An 18,711-nucleotide genomic window follows, 5' to 3' on the forward strand; every position below is an offset into this window, starting at 1 on the left:
CCCGTCCGCCCCGTCTGGCGTCCCGTTGGCGCCTCAGCGCCGCCGGTGAGGGGCTATCTACGGATAACCGCCAAACCCTGCAACAGGAAAAATCACTGATCGTCGTATTTTCTTCATTTAAGCGGATTTGCCAACGAAAACGGGGCTTTGCGGACAAAATATTGCGGTGACCCCGCGTCCGAACGCAAGAAAGATGTATGCCCTCACCGGTCCTCCGGGGGCACTTCGGGCGAGCGCTGCGGATGTGTCCCCGTATGGGGCCTTCGCCCGCTGAATCACCGCCCGAGTCACGCCTCAAATTCCGTCTGAGCCGCCTGAATCGGCCCCCTCGGGTGCGAAGTTCTTACGATTCACCCGGCCCGATCCTCCCGACTCGCCGAGTCGCAGGGGAATCGACGTCGTCGCGCGACCAGGTTGCCGGCTCGTCCCTGCCTCTGACGACTCGCAACATGTCGTGCCCGTGGGCTGAGCGGTCGTTGAGTTCGACAGTCTCGTGGCTCTGCGACCATAGCCCGGCATCAAACGGGAGTTCGGAGATCCCGCTGCATACAGAGAACGCGCGCGTGCGCGCGCGCGAGGGGAAGCGCAAGGCCCGATTATCCCTTTGCGTCGGGACCGATCCGGGGCTGCGCCGAACACGACCACTCACGAACTTGTCGTTGACGGGAAAAATTGGCGCGGCTTAGCGCCAGTCGCCTCTCGGTCAAGCCGGCATTGCGCCGATTTTTGAGAACCGGAACCGCCCGCGCCGCGTAGCAGGGACGACACCAAGCACGGTGTCAGTCATGTAACCTTGAGGAGACACGACATGTTCCGCAGAACGACCCTCGCCCTCGCCGCAGGCGCAGCCATCACCGCGATGACCGGGGCCGCCTACGCCGCGTCGCACGAGTCTGACGACGGCTCGATGGACGGCGCGTCCATGAACATCGTCGAGACCGCGCAGGACGCGGGCGACTTCACTACCCTTCTTGCAGCCGCCGAAGCCGCCGGCCTTGTCGAGACGCTGACCGGCGAAGGTCCGTACACGGTCTTCGCTCCCACGGACGAGGCATTCGACGCGCTGCCCGAGGGCACCGTGGACGAACTGCTGCTGCCCGAGAACCAGGATCAGCTGACCTCCGTGCTCACCTACCACGTGGTGCCGGGCGCAGTGATGTCCGCGGACCTCTCGGACGGCATGGAAGCCGAGACCGTCGAGGGTTCCTCGGTCACCGTCTCGATCGACGGAGATACCGTGATGGTCGGCGACGCCACGGTGACCCAGCCGGACATCGAAGCCTCGAACGGCGTGATCCACGTGATCGACACCGTCCTGATGCCGTAAGACGGCCACTACCCCGCGCCGCCGCGTCCGATACCCGGCACGGCGGCGTGTCTTCTCGGGCAACGTCCGCGCGCTATGTCGTTCTCCATTACCGATACGCCCGCGATCCGACCGGGAAGGAGAGCCAGATGAACCGACGCGATTTCACTCTCACCGCAGCTGCCGCCGTCGCGGGCTTCGCGACCCCCGCCGTGGCGTCTCCGCGGCTCGACATCGCCTCCGAGATCGGCGCGCTGGCAGAGCTTCTGCCGTTGCACGACGCGCTGGTGGCATCAGACCTCATCGGGCTTCTCGCGCATCGCGGGCCCTATACCGTGTTCGCACCGACCCGGCGCGCCTTCGATCGCCTCTCCTACCAGACCAAGGCGTTCCTCATGTCCTCGCCCCGCCGACCCGAGTTGCGCCGGATCATGGCGTTCCACGTGGTCGAGGGGGCGCACTCCGCCTTCGACATGATGGGGCGCACCACGACGCTGCGCACGCTGATCGGCCGCCCGCTTGTGGTCGATGGCCGTGGGTCCGGCCTACGGATCGGCACCACGCATGTGGGCCTCGCCGAAATCCAGGCCTCGAACGGCTACGTGCACCAGATCGACCAAGTGCTGCGGCCGGCCTGAGCCACCCAAGGCTCGCCTCCGTCCGCACCGACGACAGACAGACCGAAAGGTTGCATTTCATGAACAGACGAGACCTTCTCAACGGCGCACTGGCGCTGTCGGCAGGGGCGACCCTTATGCCGAGCGCCGTACTGGCCCAGGCCGACGACACCACAGCCGGGACCGTGGCCGGCATCGTCTCGAACGACCGCGACCTCGACACGCTGGCATCGCTTCTGATCGCGGCGGACCTCGTGGACGCGCTACAGGGCGCCGGCCCTTTCACCGTCTTTGCCCCGGTGAACGCCGCCTTCGAGGCGTTGGGAGAGGCGACGATCGCCGATCTCACCGCCGAAGAGAACCAGGACCGCCTCCGCCGCCTGCTGCAGCACCACGTTGTCCCGCAGCGGATCGAGGCGGCCGGGCTGAACGCCGGAACGAGCCTCGAGACGCTTGCCGGAACCACGATCGAGATCACGGACGAGGACACGCTCCTGATCGGGGATGCCGAACTCCTGCGGCCGGACATCACGTGCCCGAACGGGGTGGTTCACAAGATTGGCTCCGTGCTGCAGCCGCCGGAGGAAACCTGATTCTGTTCCTTCCATATATGCAAAGACGCCATATTGCTGTCGCAAACCCCGCAATACGGTGAGCTGGCGGCAATTGCCATTCGGGGGCGTGGGAATGGCCTCCCACCGTCCCCGATTGTTTCGCGATTCAATGAAATTAATCAAACTCGTTGCCATCCATTCAACTTACGGGCCTCATCGTGACACGCCCGGATTGTCCAGCCAGCCGTATGCAGCATTCGGCATGGACGTGACGGGCCTCGCGGGGGCGCGACACGAACTGGAGCATGGCTCACATGACATATTTCACCGGAACGGCAGGCGACGATTCCATTACCGCAACCGACTCGAGCGACGTTATCGACCTTCTCGGTGGCCATGACTGGGTCATGGCCGGAAACGGGGCCGACGACATCACCGGCGGCGACGGCAACGATACCATCCTCGGCGGCAACGGCAGCGACCGGATGTGGGGCGACGATGGCAACGACGTGATCGTGGGGGCCTGCGGGCACGACACGATCTATGGCGGCCTCGGAGCCGACAGCATCGACGGGGGCAATGCCGACGATTACGTCGAGGGTGGCGACGGCGACGACACGCTCTTCGGCGGCAACAACAACGACACGCTGCTGGGCGGCCTGGGCAACGACCTTCTGGATGGCGGCAACGAATCCGACACCCTCGACGGCGGCGACGGCGACGACACCATCCTGTCCGGCAAGGGCGCAGATGTCTTCACCGGTGGCGCAGGCGCGGACGTGTTCCGCATGACCTCGTGGGAGGCCGACACCGACACAGTCACCGACTTCACCCTCGGCACCGACAAGATCGACGTGAGCGTTCTGGGCGTCGACGTGATCGAGGAACTGACGATCAGCTACGATGCCGGGGGGGCCACGGTCTCGGTCTACACCGGCGCGTCGCTGTATCTCGAGGGTGTGGGCTACTGGACCCTGACCGACGCCGACTTCATCTTCGACGATCGCCCGCCGAGCACCGCCTCGGAAGCCGATGACACCATCATGGGCACTGACGCAGCGGACTGGATCGACGGCTTCGGCGGCAGGGACGCGCTCGACGGCCGCGACGGCGCCGACACACTCAACGGCGGCGACGGCAACGACAAGCTCGAGGGTCGCGGCGGCGAGGATCACCTCGACGGCGGCGCGCAGAATGACCGGCTCTACGGGGGCGCGGACGGCGACGTTCTCGACGGTGGCGACGGCAACGACAAGCTCTGGGGCGGGTCCGAGGACGACCGCCTCGACGGTGGCACGGGCAAGGACCTGCTCTACGGCGGCGTGGGCTCCGACACCCTGGAAGGCGGCGCCGGGCAGGATACGCTGACCGGTGACGCCGGCGCGGACACCTTCGTGTTCGGCGCGGACTGGATCGAGGACGTCATCACCGACTTCGAGGACGGAATCGACCTGATCGACCTCGCCTCGACCTCGGCAGCCGACATGTCGGACGTGACCATCAGCCAGGTCGCGGCGGACACCGTCATCGACCTTGGCTCCAACGGTGCGATCACCCTCCTGAACACGAACGCGGCGCTGATCGGCGCGGACGATTTCAGCTTCTGAGCAACCGTGCCCCGGAAACGAAAAAGGCCCGCCAAACGGCGGGCCTTTCTCATGTCGTATCGGCTGCGACGATCAGTGCACCACGGCGTCGTCGGGACGTGGCCGGTTGCTGGCGGCAACGCGGTCGCCGATCACCAGACCGTCCTCTCCGGCATGGACCGGCACGGTGTCCCCGTCCCCGATCTCGCCCGCGAGAAGCATCTCGGCCAGCGGATCCTGCAGCGCGCGCTGGATCACGCGCTTGAGCGGACGCGCCCCGAAGACCGGGTCGTAGCCTTCCTCGGCCAGCCAGGCCTTGGCGCCCTCGTCCAGCTCCAGCCGGATCTTGCGCTGCGCCAGCCGCTTGAGCAGCCTCGCCACCTGGATGTCGACGATCCCGCCCATGTCCTCGCGCGCGAGGCGGTCGAAGATCACGGTCTCGTCGAGACGGTTCAGGAACTCGGGGCGGAAGTGCGACCGCACCGCATCCATCACGTCGCGCTTGGCCTGCGCCGGATCGGCCCCGTCGGGCAGTTGCGACAGTGCCTGCGACCCGAGGTTCGACGTCAGCACGATCAGCGTCTGCTTGAAGTCCACGGTCCGGCCCTGACCATCGGTCAGAACACCGTCATCGAGAACCTGCAGCAGGACGTTGAACACGTCCGGATGCGCTTTCTCCACCTCGTCGAACAGCACGACCTGGTAAGGCCGACGCCGCACGGCTTCGGTCAGGACGCCGCCCTCGTCGTAGCCCACGTAGCCCGGAGGCGCGCCGATGAGACGTGCGACCGCGTGCTTCTCCATGAACTCGGACATGTCGATCCGGACCATGGCCTGATCGTCATCGAACAGGAACTCCGCGACGGCCTTGGTCAGCTCGGTCTTGCCGACGCCCGTGGGTCCGAGGAACAGGAACGAGCCCAGCGGCCGGTTCTCGTCGTTCAGGCCCGCGCGCGCCCGGCGCACGGCATTGGCAACCGCACGCACCGCCTGGTTCTGCCCGATGACCCGCTTGTGCAGGCCGTCTTCCATCCGCAAAAGCTTCTCGCGCTCGCCTTCCAGCATCCGCGAGGTCGGGATGCCGGTCCACCGCTCGACCACCTGGGCGATCTGCTCGGGGCGCACGGCCTCCTCGACCATCAGCTCGCCCTCGGCCTCGGCTTCCTCGGCCTGGCCCAGCTCGGTCTCGAGCTGCGGGATGATGCCGTAGGACAGCTCGCCGGCCTTGGCGAGATCACCGTTGCGCTTGGCGATCTCGAGGTCGGCGCGCGCCTTGTCCAGCTTCTCCTTCAACTCGCGGGCCGACGCCAGCTTGTCGCGTTCCGCCTGCCACTTGGCCGTCATCTCCGAAGCGCGCTCTTGCAGCTCGCCCAGCTCCTTCTCGAGCTTCTCGAGCCGATCGCGCGAGGCGGCGTCATCCTCCTTCCGGAGAGCCTCCTGCTCGATCTGCATTTGCAGGATCTGGCGGTCCAGCGCGTCGAGTTCCTCGGGCTTGCTGTCCACTTCCATCCGCAGGCGCGACGCGGCCTCGTCCACGAGGTCGATCGCCTTGTCCGGCAGGAAGCGGTCCGTGATGTAGCGGTGCGACAACTGGGCCGCGGACACCAACGCGGAGTCCGAGATGCGCACGCCGTGGTGCAGCTCGTACTTTTCCTTGATCCCGCGCAGGATCGAGATCGTGTCCTCGACCGTGGGTTCCTGCACCATGACGGGCTGGAAGCGACGGGCCAGCGCCGCGTCCTTCTCCACGTGCTTGCGGTACTCGTCGAGCGTGGTCGCACCGATACAGTGCAGCTCGCCGCGTGCCAGCGCCGGCTTCAGAAGGTTGGAGGCGTCCATGGCGCCATCGGCCTTGCCGGCGCCGACGAGCGTGTGCATCTCGTCGATGAACAGGATGACCTCGCCGGCGGCGGCCTCGATCTCTTTCAGGATGGCCTTGAGCCGCTCCTCGAACTCGCCCCGATACTTCGCGCCAGCGATGAGTGCGCCCATGTCGAGCGCGAGCAGACGCTTGTTGCGCAGCGATTCCGGCACATCGCCGTTGACGATACGCAGCGCGAGGCCTTCGGCGATGGCGGTCTTGCCGACGCCGGGCTCACCGATCAGCACCGGGTTGTTCTTGGTCCGGCGCGACAGCACCTGCATCGCGCGGCGGATCTCGTCATCACGACCGATGATCGGGTCGATCTTGCCCTCTTCGGCACGCTCGGTCAGGTCCAGCGCGTACTTCTTGAGCGCGTCGTAGCCGTCCTCGGCATTGGCGGTGTCGGCGGTGCGGCCCTTCCGGATCTCGTTGATCGCGGAGTTGAGGCCCTGCGCGCTCACCTTGCCGGCCTCGAGCGCCTCCTTCGCGGGGCTGCGCACCACGGCCAGCGCCGTCAGCATCCGCTCGACGGGCACGAAGCTGTCGCCGGCCTTCTTGGCGATCTTCTCGGCCTCGTCGAGGACGCGACCGGTGGCACTGTCGAGATAGACCTGCCCCGCGTCACCCGAGACCTTCGGGATCTTGGCAAGCTTGAGATCAAGCGCCTGGCGCACACGGTCCGGTTCGCCGCCCGCGGCCGAGATCAGATTGGTGGCCAGTCCCTCTTCGTCGTCGAGGAGGGCCTTCAGGATGTGCTCGGGCGTCAGCTTCTGGTGACTGTCCCGCATCGCGATCGTCTGCGCGGCCTGGATGAATCCCCGCGCACGCTCCGTGAACTTCTCCAAGTTCATGGCTTTTCTCCTTTTTTCAAAGCGCCCCGTGGCAAACGCCCGCTTTGCGGCACGTCTTCGTGGGGCCTCCGGCACTGAGATGGGGTGCGGATGCGACCGATGCAAGATTGCAACAGAAAGGAAAAGGGCGCCCCGCGGGACGCCCTTTCGAGGATCGTAGGAAAGGTCCGATCACTGGCGGCTTTGCAGCGCCTCGCTGGCCTCGCGCAGACGCTCGAACGCGTCCGCCGCGGCTTCTGCCGCCTGGTCGGCGCGTTGCGCGGCGTTCTCGGCCGCGCTCGATGCTTCCTGCGCGGCTTCCATCGCCTGCGTAGCAGCCTCTGACAGCGCCTGCATGTCCGCAGCACTCATCGCCGGCTCGGACTGGTCCGACCCCGACTGGTCAGAGGACTGCGCTTGCTGGCTGTCGTCGCTCGACTGTTCCTCGGCAGACGAACTGTCGGACGCGGACTGTTGGTCGCCCGAGGACGCCTCGTCGCTCGACGCCTGCTGCCCATCGGCGGATGCACTGTCGCCCGATGCCTGCTGGCCGTCGTCCGAGGACTGCGTCTCATCGCTCGCGGATTGTTCGTCAGAGCTTTCCGACGACCCGCCCTCGCTCGACGACGCCTGATCGGAGCTTTGGCCGGACTGCTCGGCCGTCGCCTGCGCGGCGCCCGCGCCGGCGGCCCCACCCGCAGCCGCACCAGCGGCCTGTTCGGTGCTGCCATCCGAGCCGCTGTCACCCGAGCTGCCCGAAGACTGCGCCTGCTCGGTGTCACCGGACTGCTCGGCCGTCTCACCCGATGTCTCCGAACCGGACTCATCTGATGCGGCCTGCTCGCCATCCTCCGAAGAGGCTGTTTCCGAGCCGCTCTCGCTTTCGCTGCTGGACGCGCTGTCGCTGCTGGACCCGGATGCGTCAGAGGATTCGCCCGAGCTGCCGTCACCTGAGGCCTGCTGACCCGCGGCCGAGCCCGCGGCGCCACCGGCAGCCGCCCCGGCTGCCGCGTCCGAAGACCCGCTGTCGCTGGATTGCGCCTGCTCGCTGCTGTCCGCACCTTCCGAGCTGTCCGATCCGCTGTCCGCAGCGGCAGCGTCGTCCGAGGAGTCCGAACCGCTTTCCGCTTCGGCCGACTGGCCTTCACCCTCGGCGGCTTGCGCCTCTTCCGAACCGGCTTCGCTATCGGCCGACTGCGCCTCTTCGCCCGAAGCGCTTTCGCCCTCGGCCGACTGCGCGTCGTCACCCGATGCTGTATCGCCCGAAGCCGCTTCGCCTTCCGCGGCCTGCATCTCTTCGCCCGAGCCGCTCTCGCCGCCCGACGCTGCGCTGTCGGAACCGGCGTCCTCGCTCGTAGCGGCTTCGTCACCACCGCTCTCGCCCGAGCCGGACTGCGCGGCGTCGGCGCCTTCCTCGTCCGCCTGCCCGGCTTCCGGCGCCTCTTCGGTCGAGGCCTGGGCGGCCTCGTCGCCGGCGTCGCCCGCGGCCTCGGCATCCTCTTCAGACGCGGACGCATCCTCGGCCTGCATGCCCTCGTCGCCGCCTTCCGTTTCGGCGGCCGCCATCTGGGTCTCGGCTTCTTCGCCGCCGCCCTCGGACAGGTTCAACGTGATCGCGATGGCCAACGCGACGACCACCGCCGCGCCGAGTGTGATCGGGGCGACGCTGGACGGCTTCTTGGCCGCCTCGCCCTTCGGTGCGTTCGCCTTCGGACCCGTCTCGGTCGTTCCGGTGGTGTCTTTTTCGTCAGCCATGGCAGTCCCCGAAATAATGCTTTACCTGACACGAACGATCCCAAGGCGTATCCGTTCCCCCTCGTCGCGCGCCTGCACGTGCGAGACAGACGACACGCCGCACGCACCGGCCCGAGACGCGCAGGAGACAGGCATGGCCCCCACCCCCGATGACAGACTGATCGTCGCCCTCGACGTGGCCGACGGGCTCACCGGCCTGACCCTGACGCAGCGGATCGGGCCGCGGGTCTCGTTCTACAAGATCGGGCTGGGAATGCTGACCGGAGGCGGCCTCGCCCTAGCGCACGAGCTGAAGCAAGAACACGGCAAGCGCGTCTTCCTCGACATGAAGCTTTTCGACATCGGCGCGACGGTCGAGGCGGCGGTGCGTGGCCTTTGCCAGTTCGACCTCGACTTCCTGACGGTGCACGGTGACCCGCACGTGGTGCGCGCCGCGAAAGAGGGGGCGTCCGGGCGCGACACGAAGATCCTCGCGGTGACGGTGCTGACGTCGCTCGATCGCGAGGATCTCGACGCCGCGCTGATCCGCGACGGTGCGGTGAGCGATCTCGTGGTCGATCGTGCGGCGCGCGCCTTCGAGGCCGGGGCGGACGGCGTGATCGCCTCGCCGCACGAGGCCGCGGCGATCCGCGCCCTGCCCGAGGCCGAGGGCCGCCTGATCGTCACACCCGGCGTGCGCCCGACCGACTCGGCCCGCAACGACCAGAAGCGCGTGGCAACGCCGGTCGAGGCGATCTCTGCCGGCGCGGACCACATCGTTGTCGGCCGCCCGATCTGGGCCGCCGCCAACCCGGCCGTAGCCGCAGGCGACATCCTCGACACCCTGCGCTGAACCGTCTCCGGCCCGTCCGGAAACGACCGGCGGAGCGCACAATTTGACGCCGTCGAACTTGGCGGACCATCGGGCGTGATGGCCCGCGGACAGAGCGTATAGCGCCGTGCCAGTCGAAGCCCGGCGGCTCGATGGCGCCAGTGGACAGAGCATTGCCGGCCGGGGACGAGCAGTTCTCTGTGTAATCGCTTTCCGGTTCAGCCAACGCTGCCGGCTCGGCCTTGCGGGATGCCGGGACCGACGCTTTCGTCTGGCGAAACCGCCGCCGCGCCCCTCAACGGCACCGACCGAAACCCTTGCATCCTGACCGTTCCGGCACACGACCCGCGCACCGAACGTCGCCCTGCACCGGACGAAACCTCTGTGCAAAGCGCGAAGGCCCGTGCCGGCCTGTCCATTAACCCCGGCACCCGGCGCCTGGATCGCGGGGTCGAAACGGGCCTCGCTTCAGAAGATCGAACCGGGCGCAAGCAGGATTGTGTCGTTTTCGGGAACGAGATGCGTGTCGTGGCGTTATCCACACAAGCAACGATATCGATCGAGGCATAGCATGTACCAGTCCCGTCCCAGCGTCAGCGACCTTCGCTACAACGCCGCGAGCAGCGCGTTCGAAGGCATCGTCACGTTCCATTCCGAGTCCGGCCGCATCCGCATGGCATCCTCATTCGAGGCGCCGCTCGACACCAGCTACGATGCCGCTGTGGCCGGCTTGCGTGAGGATGCGATCCGCTCGCTGGACCGCCCCGACGCCCTGCGTTCGCGCCGCGCCGCGCGCCGCACGCAGGCTCGCTCGGGTAGCCGCGCGCCGGCATTTCCATTTGGCCGTCTCCTCGGCCAATTTTTCGGGAACCGCGCCGCCTGACGCGCAGTTACGTCCCTGTTCCCCCTGAGGTCTTTTCCTGTCCCGAGGACCTCTTGACGGCCGGGACCGGTCCATTCCCGCCGGTCCCGGCCAATTCGTTTCCGGCCTCCGTGTCGTGCTAGTACCGGCCTTCGGCCAGATATGAACGAACGACGTCTCGGAATCGTGGCACGACGTCCCCGCGATGCGGCACCGCCTCGGGCCGGATCAACTGCCAGCCCGTTCCTTCCGATCCTAACCGAACCGCGCCGCGCATTTCCGATCCCAGGTGCGCCGCGAAGTAGCAGGTTGCGCCGTCCGGCCAGTCGTACCAAGCGCGCCAGGAGAGGTCCCCGGCGGTCAGCGCCAGTCCGACCTCCTCGCGTGTCTCGCGCACTACGCAGGCCTCGGCGCTCTCGTTGCCCTCCCGGCCACCGCCGGGCAGGTCGAGCGCCCCGGGGTGGATGAGACCCCCGATCACGTCCCGCCGGATCAGCAACAGACGCCCGCCGATGTGGAGAAGCAGTTTGGCGCCGAGGAAGGGTCTCTCGGTGTCGGGCATGGCGCAGGGCTCCGTTCGATCCTATGCTCGGGGCTACGCCAATCCACGCTTCCGTGACACCCCATGCCCTCGCTCTGCCGCGCCTGCTTTACCCGGTTCGAGACCGGAGCCCGCTGCCCCGCCTGCCGCAGCCCGCGCGTTCTGGCGCACCCTGAGCTCTGGGACCTGCCGGTCGCTCACATGGACTGCGACGCGTTCTATGCATCGATCGAGAAGCGGGACGCGCCAGAGCTCGCCGACAAGCCGGTCATCATTGGCGGTGGCCGGCGCGGCGTGGTCTCGACCGCGTGCTATGTCGCGCGCATTCGCGGCGTGCGCTCGGCCATGCCGATGTTCAAGGCGCTGGAGCTTTGTCCCGACGCGGTGATCGTGAAGCCCCGGATGGACGTCTACGCCGAGGTCAGCCGCGCGGTGCGGGCGATGATGCTCGACCTCACCCCGGCGGTGGAACCGCTGTCGCTCGACGAAGCGTTCCTCGACCTGACCGGAACCGCGCGGATGCACGGCGCGCCACCGGCGGTGATGCTTGCGAAGCTGGTCGCGCGGATGAAGGCCGAGCTGGGGATCACCGGCTCGATCGGGCTGTCGCACAACAAGTTCCTCGCCAAGATCGCCTCGGACCTCGACAAGCCGTCGGGCTTTGCGGTGATCGGCGCCGCCGAGACCGCCGACTTCCTTCGTGACAAACCAGTTCGGATGATCTGGGGCGTCGGAGAGGCCACGCAGGCCAGCCTCGACCGCGCCGGCATCCGCACCTTCGACGACCTTCGCCGCTGGGACGAACGCGACCTGACCGCGCGGTTCGGCGCGATGGGCACACGGCTGTGGCACCTCGCCCGCGGCGAGGACCGGCGCCGGGTCAGCGCGAACGCGCCGGTGAAGTCGGTGTCGAACGAGACCACCTTCCACGAGGACACCAGCGATCCCGAGCTTCTCGACGGCCACCTCTGGCGCATGGCCGAAAAGGTATCGGACCGCGCCAAGGCGAAGGGGCTCGCGGGGCGGGTGGTGGTGCTGAAGCTCAAGCGGGCGGACTTCACGCTCATTAGTCGCCGCCAGTCGCTGCGCGAGCCGACCCAGATCGCCGACCGTCTCTACCGCACCGCGCGCGACCTGATGGACCAGGTGCCGGCGGGCCAGGCCTACCGGCTGCTCGGCGTGGGGCTGTCGGACCTGTGCGACGCCTCCGTTGCCGATCGCACGCCGGACCTTCTCGATCCGCAGGCCGCCCGTCGGAGTGCCGCCGAACGCGCGACGGACCGCATCCGCGCCCGCTTCGGCCCGGACGCGATCCTCAAGGGGCGTGCCCTGCGGTAAGGCGGCACAATTTTAGATAAAATTGTGCGCCGGGGCGCCCTCGGGCCAAAATCTCAGTTAAGATTTTGGCGCCTTCTCAGCCGACGATCCGGTAGTAGAGGCTCTGCGGAAGAAACTGCGTGCTGCGCAGCAGCCACGAGAACGGACGCGGGAAGGCCCGGTGGAACCGGTCCGTCCCCATGTGCTTGAACACGATCTCGGCGGCCTTCTCGGGCTCCATCCGTTGCGGCATCTTGAAGTCGTTCTTCTCGGTCAGCTGCGTCCGGATGAAGCCGGGCGACGCAAGCTGCACCTTCACGCCGGTTCGGCGAAGGTCGCAATACATGCACTCGGCGATGGACATCACGCCCGCCTTCGACGCGGTATACGCGACCGAGTTCGGCAGGCCCCGGAACCCGGTCAGCGACCCGGTCAAAAGAATGTGCCCCCGGTCACGCGCGACGAAGCGCGGCACCACCCGGCCCATCAGACGCATCGGGCCGGCGAAATTCACGTCGGCCATGAGCGTCGCCTTCTCGGCGTCCCACTCGTCGGCGCCGAAGGGCCAGTAGACCGCGGCGAGGTAGACCACGCCGTCCACGTCCCGCAGGTCGTCCAACGTCTCGACCGCGGCGTCGATCGCGCTCTCGTCGGTCACGTCCATCGGCACCACCTGCGCCTCGCCCGGCAGCTTTCCGGCGAGGTCGTGCAGCTTGTCCTCGCTCCGCGCAGACAGCACGAGGCGGGCGCCGGCCGCGCTCATCTTGTGGGCCAGCGCGGCGCCGAGCCCGTCGCTCGCCCCCACCAGCCAGTAGCGTTTTCCGGTCCAGTCGGTCATGCGGTTTCCCTTCGGCGCATGGTGGCCACGAGCTCGGCGACTTTCAGGCCGAACTTCCGGAACTGCGACCGGTTCACGATCGTCCCGTTCGGCGCGAGGTACATCCAGTCGATCGCGTCGAGGACATGGCCGCCCGCATCCTCCTCGAGACGGATACGGTAGCGCAGCATCACCGAGGGGCCGGACTGCCAGCCGTGACCGGTGCCGATCACGTCCTTCGCATGGGCCTCGATCTCGCCGCTGTCCTTGAGCTTGAGGTGCCACGCGCGCCGCTGCACCTCGCCGCTGTCGTAGGTGAACGTTTCTTCCATCACCCCGCGATCGCCGTCCCACGTCACGTTGAAATCGCCAACGAAACGCGACGAGACGCGACCGAGCGGGCCGTAGACCACCCCCTCGCACAGGATCGGCCCGGACAGATGCGTGCGCAGGTCGAACTCGGGCTCCATGTCCGCGTAGTCCTTCGGACGTTGCGCGGCGAAGGAGGCCATCCGGTCGCGCAGGAGCACGAAGCCCAGGATGACCGCGAGTGCGACGGCCAGGCCGGTCATTATCGCCATGTCAGTCCTCCTCGAGGGGGGTTGCGGCCAGGACCGCGAGGGCCGCGAGCTTCAGAAGGCAGGGCAGTCCCGCATACATCAGGGACAGGACCCGGAGCGCCTCCGGCGCGTTCTCCGCGCCCGGCTCGAACCCGGCCCGACTGAGGCTCGGAAGTAGGGCGATCGCGGCGAAGGCCAGTGTCGATTTCTGCACGAACGACCATAACGCGAAGCCGGACGTCGCCGACGGCGCGACCCGCGCCATGCGCGCGGCGAAAATCGCGGGCAGCAGCGTCAGGTCCGCGCCGGTCGCCACCCCGGTCAGAACGCAGATTACCGCGAAGGCCGCGACGTCGCCCGCGCCCAGCGCCAGAACCGCGGCGAAGGACGCCAGCGACAGAACCATCGCCGCCATCAGGGTGCGCTTGGACCCCGTCCGCTCGGCCACGCGGCCCCAAACGGGCGCGGCGGCGGCAGCGGACAGGAAGAACAGCAGAAGGAGCGGCCCCTCCCAGCCCGGCGCGGCCAGTCGGCTCTCCACGAAGAACAGGAACAGCGTCGAGGTCACCGCCACGGGGGCCGCGTTGGCGAAGGCCGCGACCAGCAGGCGCCGCGCCACCCTGTCGCGCAGGATCGGGCGCAGCCCCGCGTCGGGAAGGTTTGCGCCCCCCGGCCAGTCGTGCCGCATGAGCCATAGCGCGCCGAGCGTTGCCATCACGAAGAGCACGGCGAAGAGCGGAAAGGCCGGGAGTCCCGCCCCGGCCAGCACGGTCGGCAACGCCGCGCCCGTCGCCACACCCAGAAGCGACCCGGTTTCGCGCCAGCGGGCAAGGCGCACGTGTCCCGCTGCCCCGAGTTGACCGGCCGCGGTCACTCCGCGCGCGTAGAAGATGATGGTCAGGAAGCTGAAGCTCGTGAACACCAGCGTCATCGTCCCCGCGAACCACCACAGCGGCGCCACCGGCGGCGTCACGGCGAAGAGACCCACCATCCCTGCAGCCAGTCCCGCACCGCCCACCGTCACCGCGAGTCCGCGCTGCGCGCTCACGGCGCCTGCAAGGCGCCCGAGCAGCGGGTCCTGCACCACGTCCAGAAGTCGCAGCACGAACAGGACCGTGCCCAGCGCCCCGAGGCTCACCCCGTAGGCATCCGCGTAGACCTTGGGCGCGTGGACATAGAGAGGCAGCCCCGCCATCGCGAGCACCGCGGCGAAGGCCGCGTGACCCACAAGCCGGGGGCTTCGGGATGCGGGCTCCGGTGCGGTCGGCGAGTTGGTTGCGGCGCTCACGACACATCATGGGCCGGCGGCACGGGCCGGGCGCGATAGACCGCACCCTTCCACCACAGCTTGATCGCCTGCCAGTGGATGAGCGCCAGCACCCGGCGCGACCCGAACGGCCGGCGCAGCATCGCCCGCCAAAGGGCGCCCGAGCTCAGCGGGCGGCGCGGCCCGGCAAGGGTGGCGACCAGACCGCCATCCGCGCCATCGCCGTAATCGATGCGGATCGCCACCCGCTCGGCAGTGATCGAGAAGCGGAAGCGGTAGGTCCCTTCAACCGGCTGGAACGGCGAGACGTGGAAGATCTTCTGGGCCTGCAACACGTCCGAGGTCCGGATCGGGCGGCTTTCGGGATGAACGCAAAGGTAGGAATGGCGGTCGCCGAAGGTGTTGGAGACCTCGGCGATCACCGCCACCAGCCGGTCGATGTGATCGTGCGCCAGCCAGAGGCTCACCGGGTTGAAGACATGCCCCAGAAGGCGCGGCTGGGTCAGAAGCAGCAAAGGCCCCTCGGCCCGGACCTGATGCGCCCTCAGCACCTCGCGGGCCCAGGACGGGCCCCGCCCGGCGCCCGGCGGGCCGCCGTGGTCACGGTCCTGCACGCTGGCGATGTTGCGGCGGTTGCGCGAGAAGTTGAGCGGCGCGGCCACCGGCGCCTCCGCGTCCAGCAGCACGTAGTCCACCGAGTAGGCGAAGGCATTGCGGATCGCCCCGCGCCGGCCGTGCCAGGTCCGGCCGGGGACGTGCTCGACATGGCCGCGGGGGCTCATTCGGCGGCCACCAGTCCGGCCCGCGCGCGGATCGCCCCGGCGACGTCGAAGGCGCTCGACAGCCCGTCTTCGTGGAACCCGTTCTTCATCCAGGCGCCGCAATACCACGTGTTGCGCGTGCCGTTCCAGTCACGCATCGCCGCCTGCGCTTCGAACGCCCCTAGGTCGTAGACCGGGTGGCGCAATTCGCACTCGTCGAAGATCGCCTCTTCGCGCACGGCGCGGCGGGGATTCAGGGTGACGAACAGGGGATCATCCTCGGGGATCGGCTGAAGCGAATTCATCCAGTAGGTCAGATCGATCGGGCCGCCGAGTTCCGAGACATCCTCGGTGTAGTTCCACGACGACCAGCATGCGCGTCGCCTCGGCATGAGCGCGGTGTCGTTGTGCAGGACCATGCGGTTCGGCTGGTACGCGATGGCGCCGAGGATGCGCCGCTCGGCCGCCGATGCATCGGACAGTAGCGACAGGCTTGTATCCGAATGGGTGGCGAGGATCACGTCGTCGAACCGCTCCCATTCCCCTCCGTGGGCGCGCACCTCGGCGCCGCGCACATCCCGGCGGATGCCCGCGACGGCGGCGCCGGTGCGCAGGTCGGCCCCCTGCTGGGTGAGGGACGCCGCGAGGCGGCGGACGTACTCCACCGACCCGCCGCGGACCGTGAACCACTGGTGCTGGCCGGTATGATGCAGAAGAGCGTGGTTCTCGAAGAACCGCACGAGCGCACGGGCCGGAAAGTCCAGCACCTGCTGCGACGGCGTCGACCAGATCGCACCCGAGAGCGGCAGAAGGTAGCGGTCGCGGAACCATGGGCCCGTGCCCATCTCGGCCAGGAAATCGCCCAGCGGCTGGGTATCGTCCCGTGCCGCATCAAGGGCGCGGGCGTTGAAGCGGACGATGTCGCGCAGCATCCGCAGGAACCGCGGATCCACCGCGTTCTTCGGCTGTGCGAAGAGCGCTCGGACCGAGGCCAGCCCGTATTCGAACGCACCGCCCCCGAGGCTCGCGGCAAAGCTCATGTTCGACGGCGCGACGGGCACGTCGAGCCGCGCGAACAGATCGCAGAGCAGCGGGTAGTTGGCGCGGTTGAACACGATGAACCCCGTGTCCACAGGCTGATCGCCATTGCGGCCCGCCACACGGGTCCGGGCATGACCGCCCAGCCGCTGTTCGGTCTCGAAGAGGGTGACGTGATGATCGTCGGCAAGGTAGTGCGCCGCGCCGAGCCCCGAGATGCCACCGCCGATCACGGCGATGCGGCGGGGAGAGGCGGACAGGCGTTCGAATGGCATTCTGGTTCGGTCTCCGAGAGCGAAGTGGTCGCAGCTATTACGGAACCCACGTGGCCCCGGATGACTTTGGTTCACATAAAGTCATAGTGATCCAAGTCCGGAGCCCCTCCGTATGCCGGATATGTTGCGCACCGCCCGATACGTCGATGACATCTCGGACCCGCTCGAGCCTTCGCTTGAAGCGGCGCCCGTCAGTCCGTCCCAGTCACCCGACCCGGGTGCAGAGGCGGCGCTGTGGGCGTCGCGGGTCTTCGACATCCGCGACAACCGAAGCGAAGCCGCCTTCGTTGCGGTTTTCGAGCACTTCGCCCCGCGCCTCAAGGCGTTTCTGATGCGCGGCGGCAACGATGCCGCCACCGCCGAGGAAGTGGTGCAGGACGTCATGTCGACGGTCTGGCGCAAGGCGCACATGTTCGACCCCTCGCGGGCCAGCGTTTCCACCTGGCTGTTCACCATCGCCCGCAACCGGCGCATCGACATCGCCCGGCGCCGCAATGCCCGGCCCGAGCCCGAGGCGTTGCCTTGGGGCCCCGACCATGCGCCGGCGCCCGAGGAGGTGATCGGTTTGCAGGAGGACAGCGCCCGGCTTGGCGAGGCTATGCGCACCCTACCCGAGAAACAGCGCCGCCTGATCGAGAGCGCCTACTTCGGAGAGCTGACCCACCGCGAGATCGCGGCGGAGACCGGCCTTCCGCTTGGAACGATCAAGTCGCGCATCCGCCTGGCGCTCGACCGTCTGCGCCATGCCATGAGCTGAGCGAGTATCATGATTTCACACCACCTCACCGACGAGCTCCTGATGGCCTACTCTGCGGGCACCTTGCCCGAGGCGTTCGACCTGGCCATCGCGACGCACCTGTCGCTGTGCGACACCTGCCGCGCCTCCGCCGAGAGCTATGATGCCGTCGGCGGAGCGTTGGTGGAGGATGGCACCCAGGCCGAGATGTCGGATGGCGCGCTTTCGGAGATGCTCGAGCGGATTCGAAGCGAAGCGCCGGAACCGGTCGGCACGACGCCCCGGCCCGAGGCCGCCGGTGCCCCGTCGGTGCTGCCCGCCCCTCTCGCGGCCTTCATCGGCGGTGATGTCGACGCGGTGAAGTGGCGCCCGGTGGGTATGGGCGTGAAGCAGGCGATCCTGCAGACTGCGGACGACGCGGCCTCGGCGCGCCTTCTGTTCATTCCGGCGGGCACCGCGATGCCCGACCACGGGCACCGCGGCACCGAGCTGACGCTCGTGCTGCAGGGCGCGTTCTCGGACGAGGCGGGCACGTTCGCGCGCGGCGACGTGGAGATCGCCGAATCGGATGACGACCACATGCCGGTCGCCGATGCGGGCGAACCCTGCATCTGCCTCGCCGTCACCGACGCCCCGTTGCGCTTCAAAGGATGGTTGCCGCGACTGGCCCAGCCTTTTCTGAATATCTGAGTCACATTTTAGGCAAGGCGCCGCCGGTCGGGGGAACCCCCGGGCCGCAGTCGCGTTTCCCGAAGCCTGCACCACGGAGGAGGGCAGGCCTCACACCCGGACAAGATATCCGTTCCGGATGCACGGTTTGCGCCGATTTTCGGCAAACCGGGGCACCGTCCGCGCGTTGACGCGGCACCTGCCCGAGACGACGCCGTTTCGCTGCCCTGCGGCGTGACAGGCAGGCCCGGCATCTCTACAACCCTTGGTTGGGGATGCGGGGGAGACAAATATGGGAGGCCGTCATGAAGACAGAAGCGCAGGAAAGCCGGCGCAAGCTGGTGGAACTTCTTGAGGCAAAGCTCGGGAACGAGCGCGCCCGGGAGTTTCTCCGCACGCCGAATCCGCTGCTGGGCTACCAGGCCCCGCGCGAATTGATGGATGCCGATCACCTCGGCCTCATGCGCCTGACCGTTCTGGTCAGCGCGATGGGGACGACGTCACTGGCCGGCTGACGCGCCACGGGCCGCATCCCGAGCCCGACA

The 18,711-nt window shown here is 68.0% G+C and carries 18 protein-coding genes; 10 read left to right on the plus strand and 8 right to left on the minus strand.

Annotated features, from left to right (window positions below):
• Nucleotides 1-808: 808 nt before the first annotated feature.
• The 4 genes from BMX29_RS17875 (at nucleotide 809) to BMX29_RS18975 (ending at nucleotide 4,084) form a co-directional block, all read left to right on the plus strand.
• Nucleotides 809-1,327, plus strand: a complete 519-nt coding sequence (locus tag BMX29_RS17875; protein ID WP_092815612.1) for a fasciclin domain-containing protein — start codon at nucleotides 809-811, stop codon at nucleotides 1,325-1,327.
• A 128-nt stretch (nucleotides 1,328-1,455) separates the two neighbouring features.
• Nucleotides 1,456-1,944, plus strand: coding sequence for a fasciclin domain-containing protein (locus tag BMX29_RS17880; RefSeq protein WP_092815614.1), 489 nt, complete (start codon nucleotides 1,456-1,458; stop codon nucleotides 1,942-1,944).
• Nucleotides 1,945-2,003: 59 nt separating this feature from the next.
• Nucleotides 2,004-2,516, plus strand: coding sequence for a fasciclin domain-containing protein (locus tag BMX29_RS17885; RefSeq protein WP_092815616.1), 513 nt, complete (start codon nucleotides 2,004-2,006; stop codon nucleotides 2,514-2,516).
• A gap of 275 nt (nucleotides 2,517-2,791) precedes the next feature.
• The gene (locus tag BMX29_RS18975) at nucleotides 2,792-4,084 is read left to right on the plus strand and encodes a calcium-binding protein (protein WP_175471230.1); all 1,293 of its coding nucleotides are present in this window, start codon (nucleotides 2,792-2,794) and stop codon (nucleotides 4,082-4,084) included.
• A 72-nt stretch (nucleotides 4,085-4,156) separates the two neighbouring features.
• Here the strand turns inward: BMX29_RS18975 and clpB are convergent, their stop codons facing one another.
• Complete coding sequence (clpB, locus tag BMX29_RS17900; protein ID WP_092815625.1) at nucleotides 4,157-6,778, minus strand: ATP-dependent chaperone ClpB; 2,622 nt, start codon at nucleotides 6,776-6,778, stop codon at nucleotides 4,157-4,159.
• Between the two features lie 171 nt (nucleotides 6,779-6,949).
• Nucleotides 6,950-8,512, minus strand: coding sequence for a putative sodium/potassium/calcium exchanger (locus BMX29_RS17905; RefSeq protein ID WP_092815628.1), 1,563 nt, complete (start codon nucleotides 8,510-8,512; stop codon nucleotides 6,950-6,952).
• A 133-nt stretch (nucleotides 8,513-8,645) separates the two neighbouring features.
• Between BMX29_RS17905 and pyrF the strand changes: the two genes are divergently transcribed.
• Nucleotides 8,646-9,344: an orotidine-5'-phosphate decarboxylase gene (pyrF, locus tag BMX29_RS17910; RefSeq protein WP_092815631.1), complete on the plus strand. Its 699-nt coding sequence runs from the start codon at nucleotides 8,646-8,648 to the stop codon at nucleotides 9,342-9,344.
• Nucleotides 9,345-9,894: 550 nt separating this feature from the next.
• The gene (locus tag BMX29_RS17915; RefSeq protein WP_092815634.1) at nucleotides 9,895-10,206 is read left to right on the plus strand and encodes a hypothetical protein; all 312 of its coding nucleotides are present in this window, start codon (nucleotides 9,895-9,897) and stop codon (nucleotides 10,204-10,206) included.
• A 118-nt stretch (nucleotides 10,207-10,324) separates the two neighbouring features.
• Here BMX29_RS17915 and BMX29_RS17920 read toward each other — a convergent pair whose 3' ends face one another.
• Nucleotides 10,325-10,747 (minus strand): NUDIX domain-containing protein, encoded by a 423-nt coding sequence (locus tag BMX29_RS17920; protein ID WP_092815636.1) that lies wholly within the window; start codon nucleotides 10,745-10,747, stop codon nucleotides 10,325-10,327.
• 63 nt (nucleotides 10,748-10,810) lie between these two features.
• Between BMX29_RS17920 and BMX29_RS17925 the strand changes: the two genes are divergently transcribed.
• Nucleotides 10,811-12,064 (plus strand): DNA polymerase IV, encoded by a 1,254-nt coding sequence (locus BMX29_RS17925; RefSeq protein ID WP_092815639.1) that lies wholly within the window; start codon nucleotides 10,811-10,813, stop codon nucleotides 12,062-12,064.
• Between the two features lie 76 nt (nucleotides 12,065-12,140).
• Here BMX29_RS17925 and BMX29_RS17930 read toward each other — a convergent pair whose 3' ends face one another.
• The 5 genes from BMX29_RS17930 to BMX29_RS17950 are packed head-to-tail and all read right to left on the minus strand — an operon-like array spanning nucleotide 12,141 to nucleotide 16,761.
• Nucleotides 12,141-12,881, minus strand: a complete 741-nt coding sequence (locus tag BMX29_RS17930; RefSeq protein WP_092815641.1) for an SDR family NAD(P)-dependent oxidoreductase — start codon at nucleotides 12,879-12,881, stop codon at nucleotides 12,141-12,143.
• A complete protein-coding gene (locus BMX29_RS17935) occupies nucleotides 12,878-13,441 on the minus strand; it encodes a DUF3833 family protein (protein WP_092815644.1) in 564 nt (187 codons plus the stop codon). Before BMX29_RS17935 ends, BMX29_RS17930 begins: the two co-directional genes overlap by 4 nt.
• A gap of 1 nt (nucleotide 13,442) precedes the next feature.
• Nucleotides 13,443-14,708: an MFS transporter gene (locus BMX29_RS17940; RefSeq protein WP_280513631.1), complete on the minus strand. Its 1,266-nt coding sequence runs from the start codon at nucleotides 14,706-14,708 to the stop codon at nucleotides 13,443-13,445.
• Nucleotides 14,705-15,469 carry a DUF1365 domain-containing protein gene (locus BMX29_RS17945; RefSeq protein WP_092815647.1) on the minus strand — a complete coding sequence of 255 codons (765 nt, stop codon included), beginning with the start codon at nucleotides 15,467-15,469 and terminating at the stop codon, nucleotides 14,705-14,707. The genes BMX29_RS17940 and BMX29_RS17945 overlap by 4 nt, the downstream gene beginning before the upstream one ends.
• Nucleotides 15,466-16,761 (minus strand): NAD(P)/FAD-dependent oxidoreductase, encoded by a 1,296-nt coding sequence (locus BMX29_RS17950; protein ID WP_092815650.1) that lies wholly within the window; start codon nucleotides 16,759-16,761, stop codon nucleotides 15,466-15,468. The genes BMX29_RS17945 and BMX29_RS17950 overlap by 4 nt, the downstream gene beginning before the upstream one ends.
• A gap of 112 nt (nucleotides 16,762-16,873) precedes the next feature.
• Between BMX29_RS17950 and BMX29_RS17955 the strand changes: the two genes are divergently transcribed.
• The 3 genes from BMX29_RS17955 to BMX29_RS17965 all read left to right on the plus strand — a co-directional run bounded on the left by BMX29_RS17955 (nucleotide 16,874) and on the right by BMX29_RS17965 (nucleotide 18,681).
• Nucleotides 16,874-17,518 (plus strand): sigma-70 family RNA polymerase sigma factor, encoded by a 645-nt coding sequence (locus BMX29_RS17955; protein WP_092815653.1) that lies wholly within the window; start codon nucleotides 16,874-16,876, stop codon nucleotides 17,516-17,518.
• A 9-nt stretch (nucleotides 17,519-17,527) separates the two neighbouring features.
• The gene (locus BMX29_RS17960; RefSeq protein WP_043847083.1) at nucleotides 17,528-18,187 is read left to right on the plus strand and encodes a ChrR family anti-sigma-E factor; all 660 of its coding nucleotides are present in this window, start codon (nucleotides 17,528-17,530) and stop codon (nucleotides 18,185-18,187) included.
• A gap of 284 nt (nucleotides 18,188-18,471) precedes the next feature.
• Nucleotides 18,472-18,681: an antitoxin Xre/MbcA/ParS toxin-binding domain-containing protein gene (locus tag BMX29_RS17965; RefSeq protein ID WP_043847085.1), complete on the plus strand. Its 210-nt coding sequence runs from the start codon at nucleotides 18,472-18,474 to the stop codon at nucleotides 18,679-18,681.
• Nucleotides 18,682-18,711 lie beyond the last annotated feature (30 nt).

Source organism: Roseivivax marinus, from assembly GCF_900109705.1.
GTDB classification, from domain to species: domain Bacteria; phylum Pseudomonadota; class Alphaproteobacteria; order Rhodobacterales; family Rhodobacteraceae; genus Roseivivax; species Roseivivax marinus.